The following is an 18,937-nucleotide window of genomic DNA, read 5'->3' on the forward strand; positions in this document are numbered from 1 at the left end:
GTAACAGTTCAGGCCTTTGTGAACTGCTACTGATTTATAATCAGCGGTTTAAACGGTATACTGCCGCCGCCTGATAAAGCTTCATGCATTCCGGCATTTTGTTCGGGCGGTACCCCAGCAGATCTGCGATCCGCTGCAGCCTGTATTTGACCGTATTTTTATGAAGGTACAATATCTGTGCCGTTGTAGTTACACTGGAATTTCCGTCAAGCAGGTATACTGCCAGAGTTTTTCTCAAATCTGCTTCCTCTCCACCTGCATACAGCGGTGCGAGAAGCTCCATACAACTCTCCACTGCCGCCTCTCCCTGCTCCATCAGGCTGCGGCAATCCCTGGCAAATTCCAGTTCTCCGAAGCAGAAAAGCTGCTTTTCCGGAAAGATTACCTTCACGTCCTGCAGGTATTCCTGATGGCAGAGAAAAGCCTCACGTACTGCACCGGTATTCTGCAGATTACTGCAGCGCGCCAGTGTAGCTCCCGGTTCTTCAGAGCATACCGTCTCCAGGATATCCCTTAGCTGCTGTTCCGCAGCCTGGCAGGAAACCGGTGTATTCAAAAACAACACCATTTCTTCCCCGTATATGTCTGTCACCACCGGCCCCCGGCACTCCGCAAGAATCTTTTGCACCTTCGGCAGCTTGCTGGTAAGCAGCCTGGAGAATTCTTGACTTTCACCGTGCAGAATCCACATCTCATGAATGGATGCCACATCAATGTGGAAGAGCTCGGCAAGACGCCTCATTTTAATCGGCTCATCCTGAAGGATCGCACGCACCAACTCATGAACCGCAACATCACCATGTCGGGAGCTCCAGATATTAATGCTGATTCTGACAATATCCATTACCTGCTCCAGCAGCTTCGGTGAAATCGGTACCCCCTCTTTAATCAGAAGCAGCTCCATCTTACGGCCCGCATCCGAATCAAGCCGGTAACGATACATCCTTGCTCCCGGAAGAAAACGGCACTCCGACTCCTCCTGTTCCCGCGGAAATTCCTCCAGGCTGCCCACTCCTGCCTTGATTACCTCTTCAATGCTTCGCGGCCATGCAATCAGATTCAAAATCTCGTGTCCGGAATTCGTCAGAATTACCGAAGCTGAAATCCGGTCGCTGAGCATTTTCAGGACCGTGTTGATGGAGCGGTGGTGCTCCGGAAGCTTGGAAACCCGACCTAAAATCTCCGAAACAATCGACTCATTGTCCATGCGGTCACGGTAAATACACTCCATAACATCATTCAGCACTTCACTGTAACGCAGCATTCGCTGCCCTTCCGGCATAGTGATCAGCACAAAATCCAGCTCGTCTGCCACGTCAATCAGCCTCTGATCCACCTTTTGAAGATAGACCCCAACGTAAAACAGGATCAGCCCTACCTCACCGCCAGCTGCCAGCCGGCGCATATTGGCACACTGACATTCCACATCATCCAGGGCATTTAAAAAACCCGTAATCACAATTTCACTTCCAAAAAACTCATCTTTCGGAAACAGACAGTCGATCAGCACAGACGGGTCTGTAGACTCCAGCACGGAGATCGAGGATACAATCTTTGAAAGCCCCCTCGCACCACCGAGAACCTGCGCGCCGCGCATGGACGGAAGTGTCAGTAAATCTGCTATTGTTACGCTCATAGTTATCCCACCTATAATGACTTATTATGTTATCATTTAAACACACGCTTAAACGCACGCGTGCGTTTAAGCGTGTGTTTTCGTGCGTTTAAGTTAATAACTTATATCGTGCACCTCTGCCTTTTCCTACTAAAACAAGCTTCTTTTTGTCCACCAGCCCTTTCAATACCCGATATGCCTGGCTGTTATTTATGTTTAATAGCTCACTTACATTATCCCTTGTAACATATCCTTGCTGCTTAGCCAGCTTTATCACAAGTTCATCATGCTTCAGTTTGTCTATCCCCGTTTGTCTGACATATCCCACTGCATTATTCTGCGCTCTGTAAACCTTTGCGCTTAAGATGTAAGTTCTGGCTTTCCCATTTCCACTCGCCTCTACCAGACCGCTCTCAAACAATTTCTCTATATTTGCTTTCGTTCTCGCCTCGCTTACATGGATGGTTTCCGACAATTCACTGATTGATACACGTCTTTGATTTTGCAGCGCTGATAAAATAAGCAGTGAATTAATTGGCAGCATTCTCCCCATTCTGTTCTCTTCATTTGAAATCATCCTAGCAAATGCCAGATCTGGCTCTGCTCTTTGGATAAATAACTTAACATATCGTTCCGTTGATTCTGAATAATCCGGCAGAGGACGTCCATAGATGATAGACCCTTCAAAAATACGATCAATCCCCCTTCCTGTCCGTTCAGCCAGCCCAACTCTTTTTAGTGCATCAGCCAGCGCCGGGTTCCGCCCATGCGGCTCCACTGTAAGTAGATTATTCAAGTTAACACCATCAATAAATCCTCCCGGACTACTAATGGACATTCCTTCATCCTCAATCGCTAAACGTACCATCTGCAAAATAGAATAATCCCTGTGACAAAAGGCATTTACCAATCCTTCTCGAAAGGCTGATTCTGAAAATTCCGGAACCGGTATTCGAAACAGTCCATATTCCATTTCCCGTTCCGGATTCCATGCCTTTAAATAGTTTTCAAAAATTTCAAATGTGGCCAGTAAAGGTTTTGTAAACTGTTCATTTATTCTTACCTGTGTTCCCTCAAGCACCTGAAAACTTGATTTTGCTGTCGGTATCACCTCCTGTAGCCTTTCTTCCTTACCAATGAGTAGCATACCTGTAACTGTGGGATAAAGAATTCCATTTTCTTCTTTCACTAAACGCAGAGCTTTATCCAATTCGGTATCTGTTAATTCCAAGAGGGACTTTTCGCCTTTTCGTATCTTTATAATACTCCGCAGGCGAGCTCTTTCATTTGGGTCTAAATCGTCAATTGTTGTTCCCGAAACTACTTGTGCAGAAAAATCGAGCATACTTAGTTCCGATAATCTGGTGTTAATTTCATATGGGTACATAGGAATATTTTGCGGTGTCCCATCTAATTTTAGCCGGCGCCTTAATATCTTACCATCCGAAGATGCTACAATTGTTTTACTCATCGGAATTTCTATTTTTAAAACATCATACCCCTCTTCATGCATGAGCTCTGTTCTAACGGGAACGGATGGAACTGTTCTGTTTGCGATCAAAGCCGCCGCTCCAATCTCGTCAGTATGATGCTTGTGAACGCCTGTGATATCACCATTATCTTCAACTCCAAGAAATAACACTCCGCCTTCCGTATTCGTCATTCCGATCACTGCCTCTATTAAATCTGTATCGCTCAGTTTTTTCAAATCACTTTTAAATTCTATTGTAAGAGTCTCTTTATTTGGTATTGTTCGCATAAAAACACCTCCTAAAACGCATTATATCACACTGTATGTGTTTAATCAATTACCCAAAACACACGCGTGCGTTTATTGGTATATTTCATAACAATTCGAGCTTGCCCATATATATCTTTATTTCTACTCAATAACAATTTTCTTTAAAATAGAGACCGCATCGAGTAAAGAAATTGGATAATAAAAAACCTTATCGATGTTCATTTACAAGATCGATAAGGTCTTTCATCTTATTATACTCCTAACGCTACGATGGCGCTCTGTTCCAAAATACCAAGCATTCACTAAATTGACTCAATCATCCAGCACCTCCATCAGCCGGTCCACATCTTCTTTCGTATTATAAAAATGAACCGACACGCGGAGTCCTCTCCGGTAATTAACGCAGATATTCTTTGCTTTCAATTCTTCAAAAACTTTCTCCGCATTTTCACAACCAAGCAGCGTGATACCTGCAGCCCCGCCCTTACCCGGTGACAGCAGTGTAAGGTGCTTCCTGCTCCGGATCTGCTCCCTCAGATATCCGGTCAGCTCCTGTACTCTTTCCGTGATCTCCCGCTGATGCTCCAGAACCACCTTGACTCCCTGACGCGCCCCATATATCCCTGAAAAGTTCATATTCCCCGTCTCATACTGTCTTGCTTCTCCCGCCAGGTCAAATTTAAAGGTGCTGTAATCAAAGATATTCTTCATGCCGGCCCATCCCGTAAAGGGAACCCCCAACTCCGGCAGTGCCTCTTTATTGACGTAAACAAATGCGATTCCGTCCGGTCCCAGCAACCACTTAAAAAAACCGCTGATGACAAGATCCAGATGCACCTTCCGCACGTCCAGCGGAAGAACTCCCATCCCCTGAATTGCATCCAGTACAAAATACATATGATTGTTTCTGCAGAATTCGCTGCACATTTCCAAATCCGCCACCATACCATTGGCAGACTGTACCCAGCTGATACTCAGCGCTTTGGTTTTCTCATCGCATATTTTAAAAAGTTTCGGCTCGTCCAGCACTCCGTCCGTAATATCCAATATACGCACTTCTACCCCACGGGCTTCCAGGTTCATCCAGGGATAGACATTCGAAGGAAATTCCAGATTGGTAATCACCACATTATCGCCCGGTTCAAGCTTCAACGCTTGTGCCGCCAAATTAATTCCCATGGAGGTGTTCTGGAGAAACATGATTTCTTCCGGGCTGCTTCCGATCAATGAGGCTATATCCTGCCGCAGCAGATCTGCTTCCTTCCAGTATTCTGCAAAGGCCGGACCGTATTTGCGCCGTTTCTCGTGAAATGCCTGAACCGCCTGCCAGACTTCCTCTGGCATAAGGGACATGGCCCCTGTATCTAAATAGCATTTTTCGCAATTCGAATGGATGCTCTCTGCAATTTTATCTAAGGATTTCATCTATTCCCTCCTCTGCTGCTCTTAATATCATATCTTTTAACACCGCTGCCGCTGTTTCAATCTGACTGATCTCGATGTATTCTTCCCGGGTATGCGCCTGATCGATGGAGCCTGGCCCGAATACGAAAACGGGGATGTCCCACTTTGCCAGCTTACTTGCATCACAGCCATATGGAAGTCCCGCAATCTCCGTCTCCAGCCCATGTTTTTGCATCACTTCCTGCATCCCTGATTCCAAATGTTCCGGCAGCTGCGCTCCATAGGCTGGATCAATCAGATACGGAGCGCCAAACACAACGCGTTCCTGATCCTCTTCGTTTAAATTCTCCAGAATAATACTCTGGATTTCCCGATATACTTCCTCCCAATGCTCACCCGGTATCATTCGCCGGTCCACATGGATTGCACAGTGATCCGGCACGGCATTCACAATCCTCCCGCCCTCAATCAGAGATACTGCAATGGACGCACTCCCACATCTAGCATCCTTTCTGCAGACGATCTGCGCCTCGATCTTCTCCTGAATAATCCGGATGATCTCCGCCATCAGATAGATTGCATTCACGCCCTTCTCCGGCGTGGATGTGTGCGCGGCCACCCCCGTTGTCTCTATGCGAAAGCGGATGCTGCCCTTGCATGCAGCGGCCAGCCGCAGCTCAGTCGGTTCCCCGACAATAACTGCCGCCACCTTGTCCCGATGTTCCCAGGCCAGGAACTCATCCACGCCTCTGTGCCGGAACTCCTCATCGCAGCACAGGGCAATGCATATGTCAAAGGGCAGATTGCCATGTTTCTCTCTTAACTGTTCCAGCGCCAGGATCATCGCACACAACTGCCCCTTGGCATCGCAGCTTCCGCGCCCCCGGATTCTTCCCTGCTCTGCCCGAGCACAAAATGCCTGCTCCATCTCCTTTGCATCCACCACATCACTGTGTGTCTGCAGCAGAATGATGGGCTTGCTTCCAGGCATCTTACTGGTGCTGATAAGCAGGTTTGTTCTGCCGGGCAGAACCTCCTGTTCCGAGCAGTAATATCCCTTCTCCGCCATCAATTTCCGCACATGCCGGACATATTCTTTCTCCCCGAACACCGGATGCTCATCGATGGCATGATCCCCGGGGTTCACACTCGGGATTTCCACAAATCCTGTTAAAAGCCTTATGATTTCAGCTCTTAGTACACCTTTGCGAATCGCTTCCCTGTTCTGTTCCGCCCCTTTCTCCTGTCTGCCTGATTTATTGCCACTGCTGTTTTCCCGCTTGATTTCTTTCTTTTCTTCCATTTCCCCCACACTCAAAATGACGGCGGCATAAATGCCCTGGACATATGATAGATTGCTTTATCCACATGATCCTGTGCATGGCTCAGAATCACCATGCGGTGTCCCGGGAATAAAATATCCAGGTCAAGTCCCGCCAGCTTCTTGATATCCTTTCTGTATAAAGACAGATCGCAGCCCGGGCAGTTTAATAACCCCACTACCCCATTTGCAAATACATAATCTCCGGAAAAGAGCACCTTTCTCTTTCCGTCATCCAGCAGGTACAGCAGCATTCCTGCACTGTGCCCCCTCACTTCAATTGCCTTCAGGCAGTACTTCCCGACTCTGACTTCATCTTTGCCCTGCAGAAATGTATCCGGCTCCGGAAAGAGATACTCCCGCCCCTCGGGATAGCACCCCGTATGCCGGGAGATCTCATATGCCTCTTTGACATCCTCCGGATTTTCCTGCATATCCTTCCATTCTCTCAAAGGGGCAGCGACTTCGATCCCCAGTTTCTGCAGGTCTCTTCCTCCGCCACAATGGTCGGCATGCAGATGGGTCAGATATACCCGTTTCAGTTTGCGGATGTCGATGACCTCTCTGATATTTTGCAGAATCCGTTCTGTGTCGTAGCCCACACCGCAGTCAATCAGCGCAGCCTCCTCCCCGCCGTCAATCAGATAAACATGACAGTCATACTCATTTGAGATCCCAAATTCTGCGCTCCCAACCAAATAAATGTCTTCTGTCAGCTTCATGGTTCCATTCAGCTCCTTTCCACGATCCTGCCGCTGTCACAGGACTGAATCAATAACTGGCAAAATTCAATTCCCATCACAGCCTGCTCCACAGTTACAATCTGCCGGTCTGTTCTGCCAAGCACAAGATCAATCATGTGCTGGTCTTCATTAACAAGGGCTCCTGTAAGCCTTCCGTTCACCTCCGGCCAAAGCGTCATATCATAGCTCTCCATCTTCCCGTCAAACATGGACGAAAGCGCATTCCCCGGACAGTTCAGCCTGATCTGCCCCTTAGACGTCATGATAACCATCTCCGTATCCAGATACTGGCCGTACTCGTCCGGCAGCCGCCATTGTGTCTCCAGATTGCAGAGCACGCCGTTTTCCATCTCTGCTATCCCAAATACAATATCCGGGCTTTCAAATTCTTCCTTTGTCCGCTTTTCCATTCCGCAGACCTTCTTTACTCTGGAACCGGTCAGCCATGTTATGATATCGATATCATGCGCCAAAGCCATAAAGACCGGATGCGTCCTGGAGTGCAGAGAGAATCTCTCAACCGGTACATTCCTCTTTACACGGATCGACTGGATTTCTCCATGCTTTTTTGCATCCTGCAAGATACGGTGCGCGTTATTATAAGAAGCATCGTATCGCAGAATGTGGCCCGGCAGAATGTGAAGCTCCGTACTTTGATCCAGGGCCAGAAGTTTCTCTCCATCCTCCACGCTCAGACAGATCGGCTTTTCCAGAAGCACATGCTTCCCCGCATGGATTGCCTTCTCAGTAAAACTATAATGGGTATCTTCTCCGGTTGCAACAATCACAACATCAATATCCGCATCATCCACAAGTTCATCCACATCCGTGTACCATTTGGGGATATCATACTCCTCACATAAAGCCTTCAGCCTGCTCTGGGTTCTGCAGCTGACAGCCACAAGTTCCGCCTCCGGGATCTGCTTCAATGTCTGAATGTGCATGCCCCCAAAATCACCCACACCAACAATTCCAAACCTTACCTTCGCCATATGAAACCTCCTTATCAAAAAGGGTATCTTAATATGCTCGCATTAAGATACCCGGTATTATTATTTTTGTTCCGGCTGTGCTATTCTTTGAAAGAACTGAGCCATTCCCGTTTCTTCTTTCGTTTTTCTTTTAACCGCGTATGATACGATCACACATACGATCAATGATAAACAAGTACTTGTAGCGGTTGTTACTGCCAGCCCCTGAATACCGCCTGTTCCGGTAAATGATACGACTGCCCCGCCAATGGTTCCCGCAATCAGACCTGACAGCGCCCCTGTTGCGTTGATCTTCTTTACAAATAATCCAAGTACAACCATGACGAAGATTGGCATGTCTGTAATTGCAATTACGTTCAGGATTGCATTCAGCGCCCCGCCGATCTTGGGTACAAGCAGCGCCCAGCAGGTTCCCAAAACCGCCATGATAATGGTAACCAGCCTGGATACTTTCAGATACTTCGCAGAGGATTCATTAGGTCTCCATTTTTTGTAAAAATCTTCTGTTATCAGAGAAGATGACGCGCACAAAGCGGAGTCTGCCGTTGAAAGGCCGGCCGCAATCAGCGCCGAGAAAAAGATACCGATTAACCCTGTAGGAAGCAGTTTCATAAATATGGTAGGACCTACCATGTCAGGGCTCATAGATGCAACTGTCGCGGGGTCCAGCATGACTTTTGCCGCGATACCAGGCATAATCTCCATAATTGCCATAGGAATTGCAATCACGCCTGCCAGCAGAATTCCCCATCTTGCCACATTGACCGTCTTTGCCCCAAGTCCTCTCTGCATCACAAACTGGCTTGTAATGAAATAAGGGAATCCCAGCAATGTCATTGCGATAATATACGGCCAGCCGTTTGGATGTTCCAGGGCTGGAACTACTTCCATCATTTCCGCAGGCACTGCGTTCACAAGACCGCTCCAGCCGCCGAATTCCTTGAAAATGAAGACCATACCGATAAATAATCCGATCCACATCAGCACAAACTGAATCACGTCCGTCACAACAACAGATGTAAGACCGCCAAGATAAGTGTAGATCAATACAATTACCGCCGTACCGATGATAACAATCCAAAGCGGGATGTCAAACAGCAGGCTGAGGATTACTGCCGCCGCATAAGTCGTAACGCCCATTCTGTTCATGGTATCCGCGATAATCCATATCACGCTGATCAGGCCGCGGACCCTGCCGTCATATCTGTCTTCAAAGATCTCTGACATCGTCGTATAACGGAGCTTTCGGTAAACAGGGACGAATACGACCGCCGCCAGCACACATGCACAGGCATTCAGAGCAATCCACACAACAGATATTCCTGAGTTGTACACAACGCCCGGCTTCCCAACCATACTCCAGGTGGAGAAGTTTGTCGCCCCAAAGGTTGCCGCCAGTGCGAATGGCCCGAAGGATCTCCCGCCAAGGGCAAAGTCTTCAAATCCACTGACTTTTTTTGATACATAATAGCCGATAAACAACGTAAAGATCAGGTATAACACCATGATCGCTATATCAATAAATGAAATATTCAAGGATGCACCTCCTACTCTCCCAGCATCTTAATAACCTCATTCCGGATTACGGCGATAAAACCGCCAATGAACCAAACTGCATATCCGCCCAGCACGATCACGGTAATGATATGCCCGGACAGCCAGTTACGGAGGACGCAGCCACCGATAAACATTACCGCCCCAAGGGCCATCACCCACATGCCATACCGTTTCCTTGTAACCGGCGCGTGCTTACTTTCGAGAAAAAATATTTTCCCCCGGAACTCCATAAGCGGACCTATTATCATCAATAATGTGGAAGCAATGATAGAACCCATGATTAAAATAGTAACAAAATCCATTCAATTCCCTCCTTCCCGATCACAGCTACTTCAGTTCTGCGATCAGCTCAATTTCAACCGGTGTATTAAATGGCAGTTCGTTGGATGCAATTGCGCTTCTGCTGTGCCTGCCGTCTTCTCCGAAAACCTCGACTAACAGCCTGGATCCTCCATTGATGACTGCCGGCTGTAAGACAAATCCCTCTGCGGAATTCACAAACCCCAGTACCTTCACGATCTGTTTGATCTTACCGAGATCTCCGACGTACTGCTTTAAGACCGCGATCGCATTGATCATGCACTGTCTTGCCGCCTCCTGTCCCTGTTCCACAGTCAGCTCTCTGCCAACCTTGCCCTCATATAAGAGCTTTCCGTCTTTTTTGCAATCCTGTCCGGACACAAAAAGCAGTTTCCCTGCCTGTTTTACAGGCACATACTCTGCAATTGGCTTCACCGGCACAGGAAGTATAATGCCCAATTCTTCCAGTTTTTTCTCCGCGTCCATTTCTTTCGCCCTCCTTTATTCTGGTTTGTTTTCTCTTACCTGGTCCAAATAACTGTAAAATGTATATTTAGATATACTTAGAAAATCTGCTACCTTTTCTCCAGCTTTCGAAATTACAAATGCCCCTTTCTGATCCAGATACTCCAGTATCCTGCATTTATCCTCCTTTTCTAGTTTATTAAGCGGCTTGTCCACTTCCTGAAGTGCCTGCTGCAAAAGATAGTCTAACAGTTCGTTTACGTTATTTACGAAGATCTCTCCCTGCTCCCCGGCTGTCGTCTGATCCGTCTCGCTGTAGAGACTGTATCCGTTTCTCTCATGGAGCTGCTTCTCCATATCAATGGATACCGTAATGTCTTCGTTAATACAGATGGAGCCGATTGTGGTTCCCTCATCATCCTTGATGAAAACGGTAGAAGACTTGAGGATCCGGTCATTCTTTGTATGGGTAATATACTTATACATATCCCCGTCCTTCACCTTGCCGGATAATACCCGCAGTCCAAGATTGCTTCCGCAGTCTCCGATCTTACGGTTCGTAATGTGCCCATTACGGATATCTACGATCGTATGGTTGTAGTCTTTCGTCAAATCATGCAGTAGTATTTCTGTGTTGGTGCCAAGCTGCTGCTCCAGCATATCCAGAAGTCTTTTAAAAAAATCCCATTCGTCATATATACTTTTCATATCATCGCCTCCCAAACTATTTATTTGTATACTAACAATTTGTTTGATTTTTGTAAATAGACAATTTCACTATTTTTTTGTGTACTTTTTTGTTAATTATGTATGATTGACTTTTATATATAGCTAATTTACACTAAAAGAAACATAACTTTTTGTTTTGTTCATAACTTTTAGTTTGTTATAATATAACTTTTTGTCAGGAGGTCAAACATGAAGTATGATTTAGTCAGCGTGGGAGAAACCATGGTCTGCTTCCTTCCGGATTCCGTCAATCCATTGCGATATGTCAATGGATTTCGAAAAACGATCGCAGGGGCAGAAAGCAATGTGTGTATTGGATTATCGAAACTGAATAAGAAGACCTGCTGGATCAGCAGTCTTGGAAAGGACGAATTCGGTTCCTATATAAGAAACCAGATCCGAAGCGAAGGCGTAGATGTATCGGCTAATATTTCCGAAACTTCTTCCACCGGCATCATGTTCAAACAATTTACTTCCCACCGTGACAATGCCGTGTTTTACTACCGCAGGAATTCGGCAGCATCCGGCCTCACCCTGGAGGACATCCCCCTTGACCGCATCAAAGACACAAGGCTTTTGCATCTGACAGGCATACTTCCCGCATTAAGTGAATCCTGTCGTGAGACAGCCATGGGGCTGATTGAATTTGCGAATGCCCGCCAGATACCGGTGTCCTTTGATCCGAATATCCGGCTGAAACTCTGGGATGTATCCGCAGCCAAAGCGGCGCTGCTCCCCATGTTAAAAAAGGTGGATCTTCTCCTGCTCGGGGAAGAGGAGGCAGACGTTCTCTTCGGCGCACACGATCCGGATACCCTGCGGAAGGTACAAAAAGAAAACAACTATACCATGCTTGCCCTGAAGCGGGGTGCAAAGGGCTCTGCTGTCTTTACTCCGGATAGGGTTGAGGAGGTGGATTCCTTTCCTGTTAACAGCGTGGATAACATCGGAGCCGGAGATGCCTTTAATGCCGGATTCCTGTATGGTTATCTGGAGGAATGTTCCCCCAGGCAATGCGGTGTTCTGGGCAATGCAATGGGCGCATTTGCCGTTATGGGCCCTGGCGACACCGAAACCTTGCCTGATGCAGCATCACTGCATAACTTTATACAGCATCGTGATGAAATCTTACGGTGACGCGGACACTTGAAATGCCATGGAAAAGGAGATTATTTATGATAAGTGAAATTCTGAATCAGATCCGGAAAACAAAGATTATAGCGATTGTTAGAAATATTCCCTTCGAGTACCTGAGCGGCACCCTGCAGGCACTGTATCAGGGCGGTATCCGCAATGTAGAGATCACGTTCAATTCTCCGGATACCCTGGAAATGATCCGGTTTGCCAGGGAACACTATGGCACGGAAATGCTCATCGGAGCCGGAACCGTATTGGATGCCGAAACTGCCCGCAGTGCCATACTCGCAGGTGCGGACTTTGTTCTTGCGCCAACCCTTGATATTGACACCATCACCATGTGCAGCCGCTATTCCCGGCTTGCCGTTCCCGGAACACTGACCCCGACCGAAATACTGAGGGCCTGTGAGGCCGGAGCCCAGTTGATTAAAGTATTCCCGGTCGGGCCGATGGGGCCGCATTATATCAAAGATGTCCTCTCCCCGCTTCCTCAAGTAAATCTGTTGCCTGTCGGAGGTGTGAATCTGACTAATGCGGACGAACTCTTTGCCTGCGGGGCCTTTGCGCTTGGTGTCGGCAGTGATCTGGTGGATAGAAAGCTGATTATGAATGGGGAATATTCCAAGATTAGCTCTATTGCAGAGAAGTATATGGATATTGCGAATAAGTACGTAGAATAAACTTAGAAGACTAATAACATATCGTGAAAAAGACCTTACCGATTTCCACCGCACCATTTCCATTTGATCCTTGGCGCTGGTCTATATACATTTTTATACATTCAACAAGAGCTTCCGGCAAATATTTTGGTGCGAGAATTGGAGCTAAAGCAGCCGGAATGCCAAATGCCGTAAAAAATTAAGGGGGACTTGAATGAACAAGTCCCCCTTACCTAAATGTCCTAATCCACCTTCTGTAATTCTTCCACCACGCTGCCAGAATTTCCAAACCGGAACGCCAGATACGGAACCAGTACTCCAAGTAATATCAGAACCGGGAATACGATCAGCATCGGGGTAATCAGGAATTCATACCTCATAAACCACATTCCCTGGGACAACGCCTTAACTATGGTCAATGAGATGAAACACCCCGCTGCCAGAGAGAATGCGATGGTCAGCAGAGCATAATAGAGCCCTTCCACAATGACCAGTCTTGTCAGCTGCCTCCTTGTCATACCAATCGCCTGCATCATGGCAAATTCCCTCTGTCTTGAAATAATTCCTGTCAGAATGGAATTGACAAAGTTCAGTATCCCAATAAATCCAATGACAAATGCAAGAGAACCGCCCACCATCAGAAACATTCCTGTTATAGATGAAAATTGCTCTACATACTGCAGTTTTGAAGAATAATTCATCAGCGGTTCACGGCTCCCGGTATAGCTGTCCAGCCATGCATCCACATCTCTGTCTTTTCCCTCCTTTACGTTGAAGGAATAACTCATAAGGAACTTTTCAGATATGATTTCTTTAAAGAAATCTGCACTTACATAGTAAGTAAATTCTGTATTCAGGCGGTTCGTAAGATTCCAGTAATCATCTTTTATTACAGAAAGGACAGTGACCTCCTTTTCCTTATACTCTCCGTTTTTATCCATATAATTGAGTATAATCTTATCCCCAGGCTGGTGAAGTACTTTATCTTCAAGCACCTCGCCTTTGTCATCAACCTCTGTAGAATAGATGATGTAATCCCCCGTGGCAAGCTTTTCCCGGATAGTATTCGCATCGCTTTCGCCCTTCCACACTTTCATCTCGCCCACAACAAAGTCTTCCACTCCATAAAACATAACGGAATAATCCCCGTTCTCCATCTGTGGAATTGGTATAAAATTTTTTCCGTAGTACTCTCCCGGATTTCCATTTTCATCGACGTCATATCCTTCCGGAACCGCTATATTATCTTTCTTAACCCCCACTTTTCTATTGGCGGCATAGATGCGCCCGCCCTCTTCAAACCCGTTAATTCCCTGGCATGCCTCTATAAAGGATTCCGTAAGATTTTCCTCGTCAATCTCTTCTTCGGAGATACCATGATAAAAATCCGTGTTAAAATACTTGGCATTGGCGATTAAAAAGTCGGAATTTGTAAAGCTTCTGAGAAACAGATCCATGTCAAAAGAATTTGTGATCGTGAACACGCTGTTTAAAAGTACAACTGCCAAAGACAACGATACAATAATAATGGATGTTTTTCCCTTACTTCTTCCCAAATTAGAAAGCGCCATCCTCCAGATTTTTCCGCCGCCTGAAGAACGTTTCCCTTTCTTCTTTGCCCTCTTACCTTCCGTAAAGCGTAACGCTTCAATTGGAGAAACTTTTGCCGCCAATCTTGCAGGATGCCCGGTAGATATAAATATCGTAACCAGTGAGAATGCCGCTGCCCCTATAAAAATTACCGGGTTGACCGGCACCTGAGTCTCCCCGCGAGTTACTGTCCCGGTAGTATTCAAAATAGCAGGGAGCAGCGCTTTTCCTACGAAAAACCCGGCCAAAAGTCCGATTGGGATCCCTATGACAGAAAGCTTCAAAGCCTGCCTGCGGATAATTTTTTTAATCTGCCGTCCCGTTGTCCCGATCGTTTTGAGCAGTCCGTAATAACGAATATCTTTCATGATGGAAATACGGAAAATATTATATATGATCAGATATCCGGTAATCAGAATCAGCACAAGAGCTCCCGCTACAGCGCCTACGGTGGTGAGATCTGTGTCTGCCCCGTCAGAAACATATGCCCAGTTGGCATTGCTGGCTATATAATTGTCATCTCCCGGTTCCGTTGAAAATCCGCTTTCCGTCAGCACCCGATCCAGCTTTTTCTGGATACCCAGACTATTGGAAAATATAACATCCATACGGATAGCACCCATAGTGGAGCCGGTGTCATCCTGCCCCTTATACTCAAGCTCCTGTGCGTATTTTTCTACGTAGGCCTGGGATACCAGGGCAAATCCCACATCCAGAGCCGGATCTGATTTGATAACCCCGGACACAGTAAATGTGCGCTCTGTAATGGTTTCATCATAATTATGCAGCTGCAGGTCCAGAGTGACTTTCTGTCCGGGCTCTTTCGGAAGCCCCAAAAGCTCCATAGAAGTCTCATCCAGTAGGATTTCGTCTGCCGCTTTTGGTGCTTTTCCTTCTATGATGTCTATAAAACAGTGCGGGTAGGCTTCTTCCGGATAGTACCAGGCTTCGGCATGGCGTTTTAAAAATTCCGGATTCCGGACATAATCCGCCACAAGCCGGCATGGCATGCTCTCCTTAATCAGCGGGTGTACTTTAAGTTTCTCATACTCCTCCTGTGTAAGTTCTTTGAATACCCCGTGTGCATCGCCGCCGGACTGCCTTGCCGTCTGTCTTTGGAAGGTATATACGGTCCCAATGCCTACAGAAAACAGTGCCGAGAACAGCATTGATGTCAGGGCTATTGCAGCCACAGCTATCAGATTCCTTGTCTTATTTACTTTAAAGCTTTTATCCGACAGGCGGCGGATCACCTCTTTGTTCTTCACCTTACGCATGGCTTTCACCGCCTTTACCTCTCACCTTTCCGTCCTCAATCCGTATAATTCTGTCTGAAAGCTGGGCAATCCCCTCATTGTGTGTAATCATTACCATGGTCTGCCCGTACCGCTGGCTTGTAATCTTCATCAGGCTTAGTACGTCCTGGCTCGTGGCAGAATCCAGATTTCCCGTAGGCTCATCCGCCAGGATAATAGCTGGCTTTGATGCCAGTGCCCTTGCAATGGCAACCCTCTGCTGCTGTCCGCCGGAAAGCTGTGAAGGCAGGCTGTAGCATTTCTCATTCAGTCCCAGTGTTCTGATGACCTCTTTTACAAACGCCTTATCAACCTGGTTTCCGTCCAGTTCAATCGGAAGGACGATATTCTCATATACATTCAGTACAGGAACAAGGTTAAAACTCTGGAAAATAAATCCGATCTTTCGTCTGCGGAAAATAGTCAGCTCTTCATCCTTCAGGGCAAAAATGTCTTTTCCGTCCACGTATACCGTCCCCTCCGTTGGGCGGTCAAGTCCCCCCAGCATATGAAGAAGCGTGGATTTTCCGGAACCGCTGGTCCCTACAATCGATAAGAATTCCCCTTTCTCTACGCTAAGGTTTACCCCGTCCAGGGCCCTCACAAGGATTGCATCTTTCCCGTAATATTTTTTCAGATTCTTTGTCTTTAATACAGCCATTTGTTTTCCTCCTTCTGATGTTTCAACAATTCTGTTCCGATTCACGGCCTATGGCCCGTGCATAGTAACACAATTCTCTCATATGACTGAAAGGGCCATATCTCCTATTGATATGAAAAGATTGCACCGAAATGCAATCTCCTTTCGTATCTTCAATATTACAGGGCAATCCTAACTACATTCTGTCTGAATCCTAACAGTTGTGATAGAATTTCACAAGAATCAGACTCCCTTCCCCAGATAAATTTCAAAAACCGATCCCTTCTCTGTGCCGGGCCCTACTTTGATATATCCGTCATTTTTTCTAACGATTTCCCTGGCCAGGTAAAGGCCGATGCCGACGCCTTCCTCCTGCTGGTTGCCTGCCCCCCTATAGAAACGGCTGAATATCCTGCTTCTTTCCTCCTCCGGGATACCAGGACCTTCATCGGCTGTTCTGATGCACACATACATTGGGTATTCGATTACAGATACTGTTAATGTGCTGCCATTGGGAGAGTATTTTATCCCATTGTCCAGAATATTAAAAAGCGCTTCTTCCGTCCACTTCAAATCAAAGACCGCTTCAATGCTGTCAAAATCTGGTTCCAGGATTGTGATGGACTTTTCCTGTGCATGGGCTTTTGCATCCCTTATAGCATTCTCAACCAAAGGCCTGAGCGGTTGTTTCACCGGAACAACTTCCAGAATATCACTCTCTAGCCTGGACATCTTCACCAGTGCTTTAATCAGGAATTCCAGCTTTTCCGCCTGTACATGAAGCTGCTCTGCAATCACCTCCCCCTCCTCGGTTAGCGGCTGTTCTTTTAAAAGTTCGCTGTATAGAATGATATTAGCAAGTGGTGTTTTTGTCTGATGTGAAATATCTGAGAGAATGGACTTGATGTCCGCTCTCTCTTTGCGTGCCGCCTCAACTGACAGCTTCGAGGTGGAAAGATACTGTTTCCATCTGGATTCCAGCCTTGAAAGCTCTGTCTCGTCATAATTGACTTCCTGAAATGTACCTTCCATGGCCTCATCAAGCATCTGTTCCAAACGTTTCATCGTTTGATTCGTTTTCAATATGCCCATCATCTATTCTCCTTTTTCCCACACATACCCGATTCCATAGACAGTCCTGATCGGGCTTTCCTTCTCTTTGCGCTTCAGCTTTTTCCTCAGCCTGCCCACGGCAACCGACAGGGCGTTCTCATCAATATAATCAGATCCCTCCTGCCAGATTCCCTCATTCAATATTTCCCTTGTCAATGTCTGTCCCGGGTGCGATATAAACATGCGGAGAAGCTTCTGCTCCGTACGGCTCAGCTCGATCGGATTCCCCAAAACTTCAAACACCTGCCTGTCGAACGCGAAGGAATAACCGCCTTTTTCGTATCTGCTTCCCGTATCATTTTCCAGGCGCGCAAACAGGCGCTCCACTCTGGCCCTTAAAACCATCAGGCTGAACGGTTTCGTAATATAATCGTCGGCCCCCATCTCGATTCCCCTGACCTCATCGATCTCCATATCGTTGGCAGTGAGCATGATAACCGGAACGCTGGAAGTCGTACGCACATGCCCAAGAAAATCATATCCGCTGCCATCTGGCAGATTAATGTCCAAAAGCACCATGTCCACTTCTGCTGTCTCCCAGTATTCCATGCCTTCCTTCAAAGAAAAGGCTTGCAAAAACTTCCAGTCAGGTTTCCTTAAAGCCAGTGCCACGCCTTGGTTCAGGCCCTTGTCGTCTTCTATAATTAAGATTATTTTTCCCATAATCTGTCCTTTCATAATTCCTGTTGCGGATCAATTTTTATAACATACAAAATAGTTAACAGCAATTTCTATCTGAATCTTCCATAAAACAACATCATCAATTTTAAATCAAAAATACAACAGGTAATCTCCCAGACTACCTGTCAGTGCAATTTGATTCAATTACATATCTATCGCTGTTGACATCGGGATTCCTAAACGTGACAGCACATCTTCGGCACGTTGTTTTACACTTGGATTCACTCTTAAATTCAATGTTGCTGATTTTTCCATATGCTTTCATCTCCTTTGTTTGATTGTAACGCAATTGTTGTTACGCAACAAGCACGAACCCCATTTTTTAGTACAATAAGTTACTATTCACGGCCTATGGGCCGCGCATAGTTACGGCATCTGGCTTATTTAAAATCGCCAGTGGTGAGAAGCCAGATGCCCGCCCCCATTACTTTATTTGCTATGTACATTACAAAAATAGCAGGTAATCTTATAGACTACCTGCCATTGCTATTTTAAAAACAATCTTTTTTACTGGCCCTTTTTCTTCATTCTTTATGCACGGCATATGGGCATCCTGTGGTGCATAATACCCAAATTTCCCCTTATTAAGAATATTATAACCATAATTTTTTCTCTTTTTATAAAAAATAATATCTTCTTTAGGTGTTCTATCCTCTTCCGTTTCCAGTTCGTCCGCAAAATCCACATAGATTCGTTCTTCTCCATCAACGATATACTGCAGATCAGCGTATTTTCGATGTGCTTCCATTCTTCCGGCTCCCCGGTCTTTTGTTTCGTAACTCTGCACGATTGCAAATAGCTTGTCTCCATCTAACGCGTACCGTCCTTCCGCAATTCCTTTTTGTTGGACTTGTTCGATAAAGGATACTATCTGCTCTGCATACGGCTTTATATCTCCATAAGTCTTCAGATTTTCTAATTTATCAAAAATCATTTTTATCTATCTCCAGCTTCG

General features: G+C 46.3%; 17 protein-coding genes and 1 pseudogene. 2 read left to right on the forward strand and 16 right to left on the reverse strand.

What is annotated here, in order from left to right:
• Nucleotides 1–40 precede the first annotated feature (40 nt).
• The 10 genes from ARB69_RS10300 to ARB69_RS10345 all read right to left on the reverse strand — a co-directional run bounded on the left by ARB69_RS10300 (nucleotide 41) and on the right by ARB69_RS10345 (nucleotide 10,846).
• A complete protein-coding gene (locus ARB69_RS10300) occupies nucleotides 41–1,636 on the reverse strand; it encodes a PucR family transcriptional regulator (RefSeq protein ID WP_055152947.1) in 1,596 nt (531 codons plus the stop codon).
• 88 nt (nucleotides 1,637–1,724) lie between these two features.
• Nucleotides 1,725–3,374: an RNA-binding domain-containing protein gene (locus ARB69_RS10305; RefSeq protein ID WP_050640516.1), complete on the reverse strand. Its 1,650-nt coding sequence runs from the start codon at nucleotides 3,372–3,374 to the stop codon at nucleotides 1,725–1,727.
• 294 nt (nucleotides 3,375–3,668) lie between these two features.
• Nucleotides 3,669–4,781: an aminotransferase class V-fold PLP-dependent enzyme gene (locus ARB69_RS10310; protein WP_055152949.1), complete on the reverse strand. Its 1,113-nt coding sequence runs from the start codon at nucleotides 4,779–4,781 to the stop codon at nucleotides 3,669–3,671.
• Complete coding sequence (locus tag ARB69_RS10315) at nucleotides 4,765–6,063, reverse strand: M20 family metallopeptidase (RefSeq protein ID WP_055152951.1); 1,299 nt, start codon at nucleotides 6,061–6,063, stop codon at nucleotides 4,765–4,767. Before ARB69_RS10315 ends, ARB69_RS10310 begins: the two co-directional genes overlap by 17 nt.
• Nucleotides 6,064–6,074: 11 nt before the next feature.
• The gene (locus ARB69_RS10320) at nucleotides 6,075–6,803 is read right to left on the reverse strand and encodes an MBL fold metallo-hydrolase (RefSeq protein ID WP_050640519.1); all 729 of its coding nucleotides are present in this window, start codon (nucleotides 6,801–6,803) and stop codon (nucleotides 6,075–6,077) included.
• An 8-nt stretch (nucleotides 6,804–6,811) separates the two neighbouring features.
• Nucleotides 6,812–7,816 carry a Gfo/Idh/MocA family protein gene (locus tag ARB69_RS10325; protein WP_055152953.1) on the reverse strand — a complete coding sequence of 335 codons (1,005 nt, stop codon included), beginning with the start codon at nucleotides 7,814–7,816 and terminating at the stop codon, nucleotides 6,812–6,814.
• 60 nt (nucleotides 7,817–7,876) lie between these two features.
• Nucleotides 7,877–9,352: an SLC5 family protein gene (locus ARB69_RS10330; RefSeq protein WP_055152955.1), complete on the reverse strand. Its 1,476-nt coding sequence runs from the start codon at nucleotides 9,350–9,352 to the stop codon at nucleotides 7,877–7,879.
• Nucleotides 9,353–9,363: 11 nt separating this feature from the next.
• Nucleotides 9,364–9,675 carry a hypothetical protein gene (locus ARB69_RS10335; protein WP_050640522.1) on the reverse strand — a complete coding sequence of 104 codons (312 nt, stop codon included), beginning with the start codon at nucleotides 9,673–9,675 and terminating at the stop codon, nucleotides 9,364–9,366.
• Between the two features lie 25 nt (nucleotides 9,676–9,700).
• On the reverse strand, nucleotides 9,701–10,159 hold the full coding sequence (locus tag ARB69_RS10340) for a RidA family protein (protein WP_055152957.1): 459 nt from the start codon (nucleotides 10,157–10,159) through the stop codon (nucleotides 9,701–9,703).
• 15 nt (nucleotides 10,160–10,174) lie between these two features.
• Complete coding sequence (locus ARB69_RS10345) at nucleotides 10,175–10,846, reverse strand: helix-turn-helix transcriptional regulator (protein ID WP_050640524.1); 672 nt, start codon at nucleotides 10,844–10,846, stop codon at nucleotides 10,175–10,177.
• Nucleotides 10,847–11,056: 210 nt separating this feature from the next.
• Here ARB69_RS10345 and ARB69_RS10350 point away from each other — a divergent pair, with 210 nt between their 5' ends.
• Complete coding sequence (locus ARB69_RS10350) at nucleotides 11,057–12,004, forward strand: sugar kinase (RefSeq protein WP_055152960.1); 948 nt, start codon at nucleotides 11,057–11,059, stop codon at nucleotides 12,002–12,004.
• A 38-nt stretch (nucleotides 12,005–12,042) separates the two neighbouring features.
• Nucleotides 12,043–12,684: a bifunctional 4-hydroxy-2-oxoglutarate aldolase/2-dehydro-3-deoxy-phosphogluconate aldolase gene (locus ARB69_RS10355; RefSeq protein WP_050640526.1), complete on the forward strand. Its 642-nt coding sequence runs from the start codon at nucleotides 12,043–12,045 to the stop codon at nucleotides 12,682–12,684.
• Between the two features lie 221 nt (nucleotides 12,685–12,905).
• Here the strand turns inward: ARB69_RS10355 and ARB69_RS10360 are convergent, their stop codons facing one another.
• The 6 genes and pseudogenes from ARB69_RS10360 to ARB69_RS10385 form a co-directional block, all read right to left on the reverse strand.
• Complete coding sequence (locus ARB69_RS10360; RefSeq protein ID WP_050640527.1) at nucleotides 12,906–15,530, reverse strand: FtsX-like permease family protein; 2,625 nt, start codon at nucleotides 15,528–15,530, stop codon at nucleotides 12,906–12,908.
• On the reverse strand, nucleotides 15,523–16,209 hold the full coding sequence (locus tag ARB69_RS10365; RefSeq protein WP_050640528.1) for an ABC transporter ATP-binding protein: 687 nt from the start codon (nucleotides 16,207–16,209) through the stop codon (nucleotides 15,523–15,525). The genes ARB69_RS10360 and ARB69_RS10365 overlap by 8 nt, the downstream gene beginning before the upstream one ends.
• 222 nt (nucleotides 16,210–16,431) lie before the next feature.
• Nucleotides 16,432–17,283 carry a HAMP domain-containing sensor histidine kinase gene (locus ARB69_RS10370; RefSeq protein ID WP_330377612.1) on the reverse strand — a complete coding sequence of 284 codons (852 nt, stop codon included), beginning with the start codon at nucleotides 17,281–17,283 and terminating at the stop codon, nucleotides 16,432–16,434.
• Nucleotides 17,284–17,964, reverse strand: coding sequence for a response regulator transcription factor (locus ARB69_RS10375; RefSeq protein WP_050640868.1), 681 nt, complete (start codon nucleotides 17,962–17,964; stop codon nucleotides 17,284–17,286).
• Between the two features lie 165 nt (nucleotides 17,965–18,129).
• Nucleotides 18,130–18,237 (reverse strand): annotated as a pseudogene (locus ARB69_RS10380) (type II toxin-antitoxin system antitoxin, RelB/DinJ family); the annotation flags it as partial.
• Nucleotides 18,238–18,448: 211 nt separating this feature from the next.
• Nucleotides 18,449–18,916, reverse strand: a complete 468-nt coding sequence (locus ARB69_RS10385) for a YhcH/YjgK/YiaL family protein (protein WP_055152962.1) — start codon at nucleotides 18,914–18,916, stop codon at nucleotides 18,449–18,451.
• Between the last annotated feature and the right edge of the window lie 21 nt (nucleotides 18,917–18,937).

It is taken from the genome of Faecalicatena contorta (genome assembly GCF_001404335.1).
Classification (GTDB): Bacteria; Bacillota; Clostridia; order Lachnospirales; family Lachnospiraceae; genus Faecalicatena; species Faecalicatena contortus_B.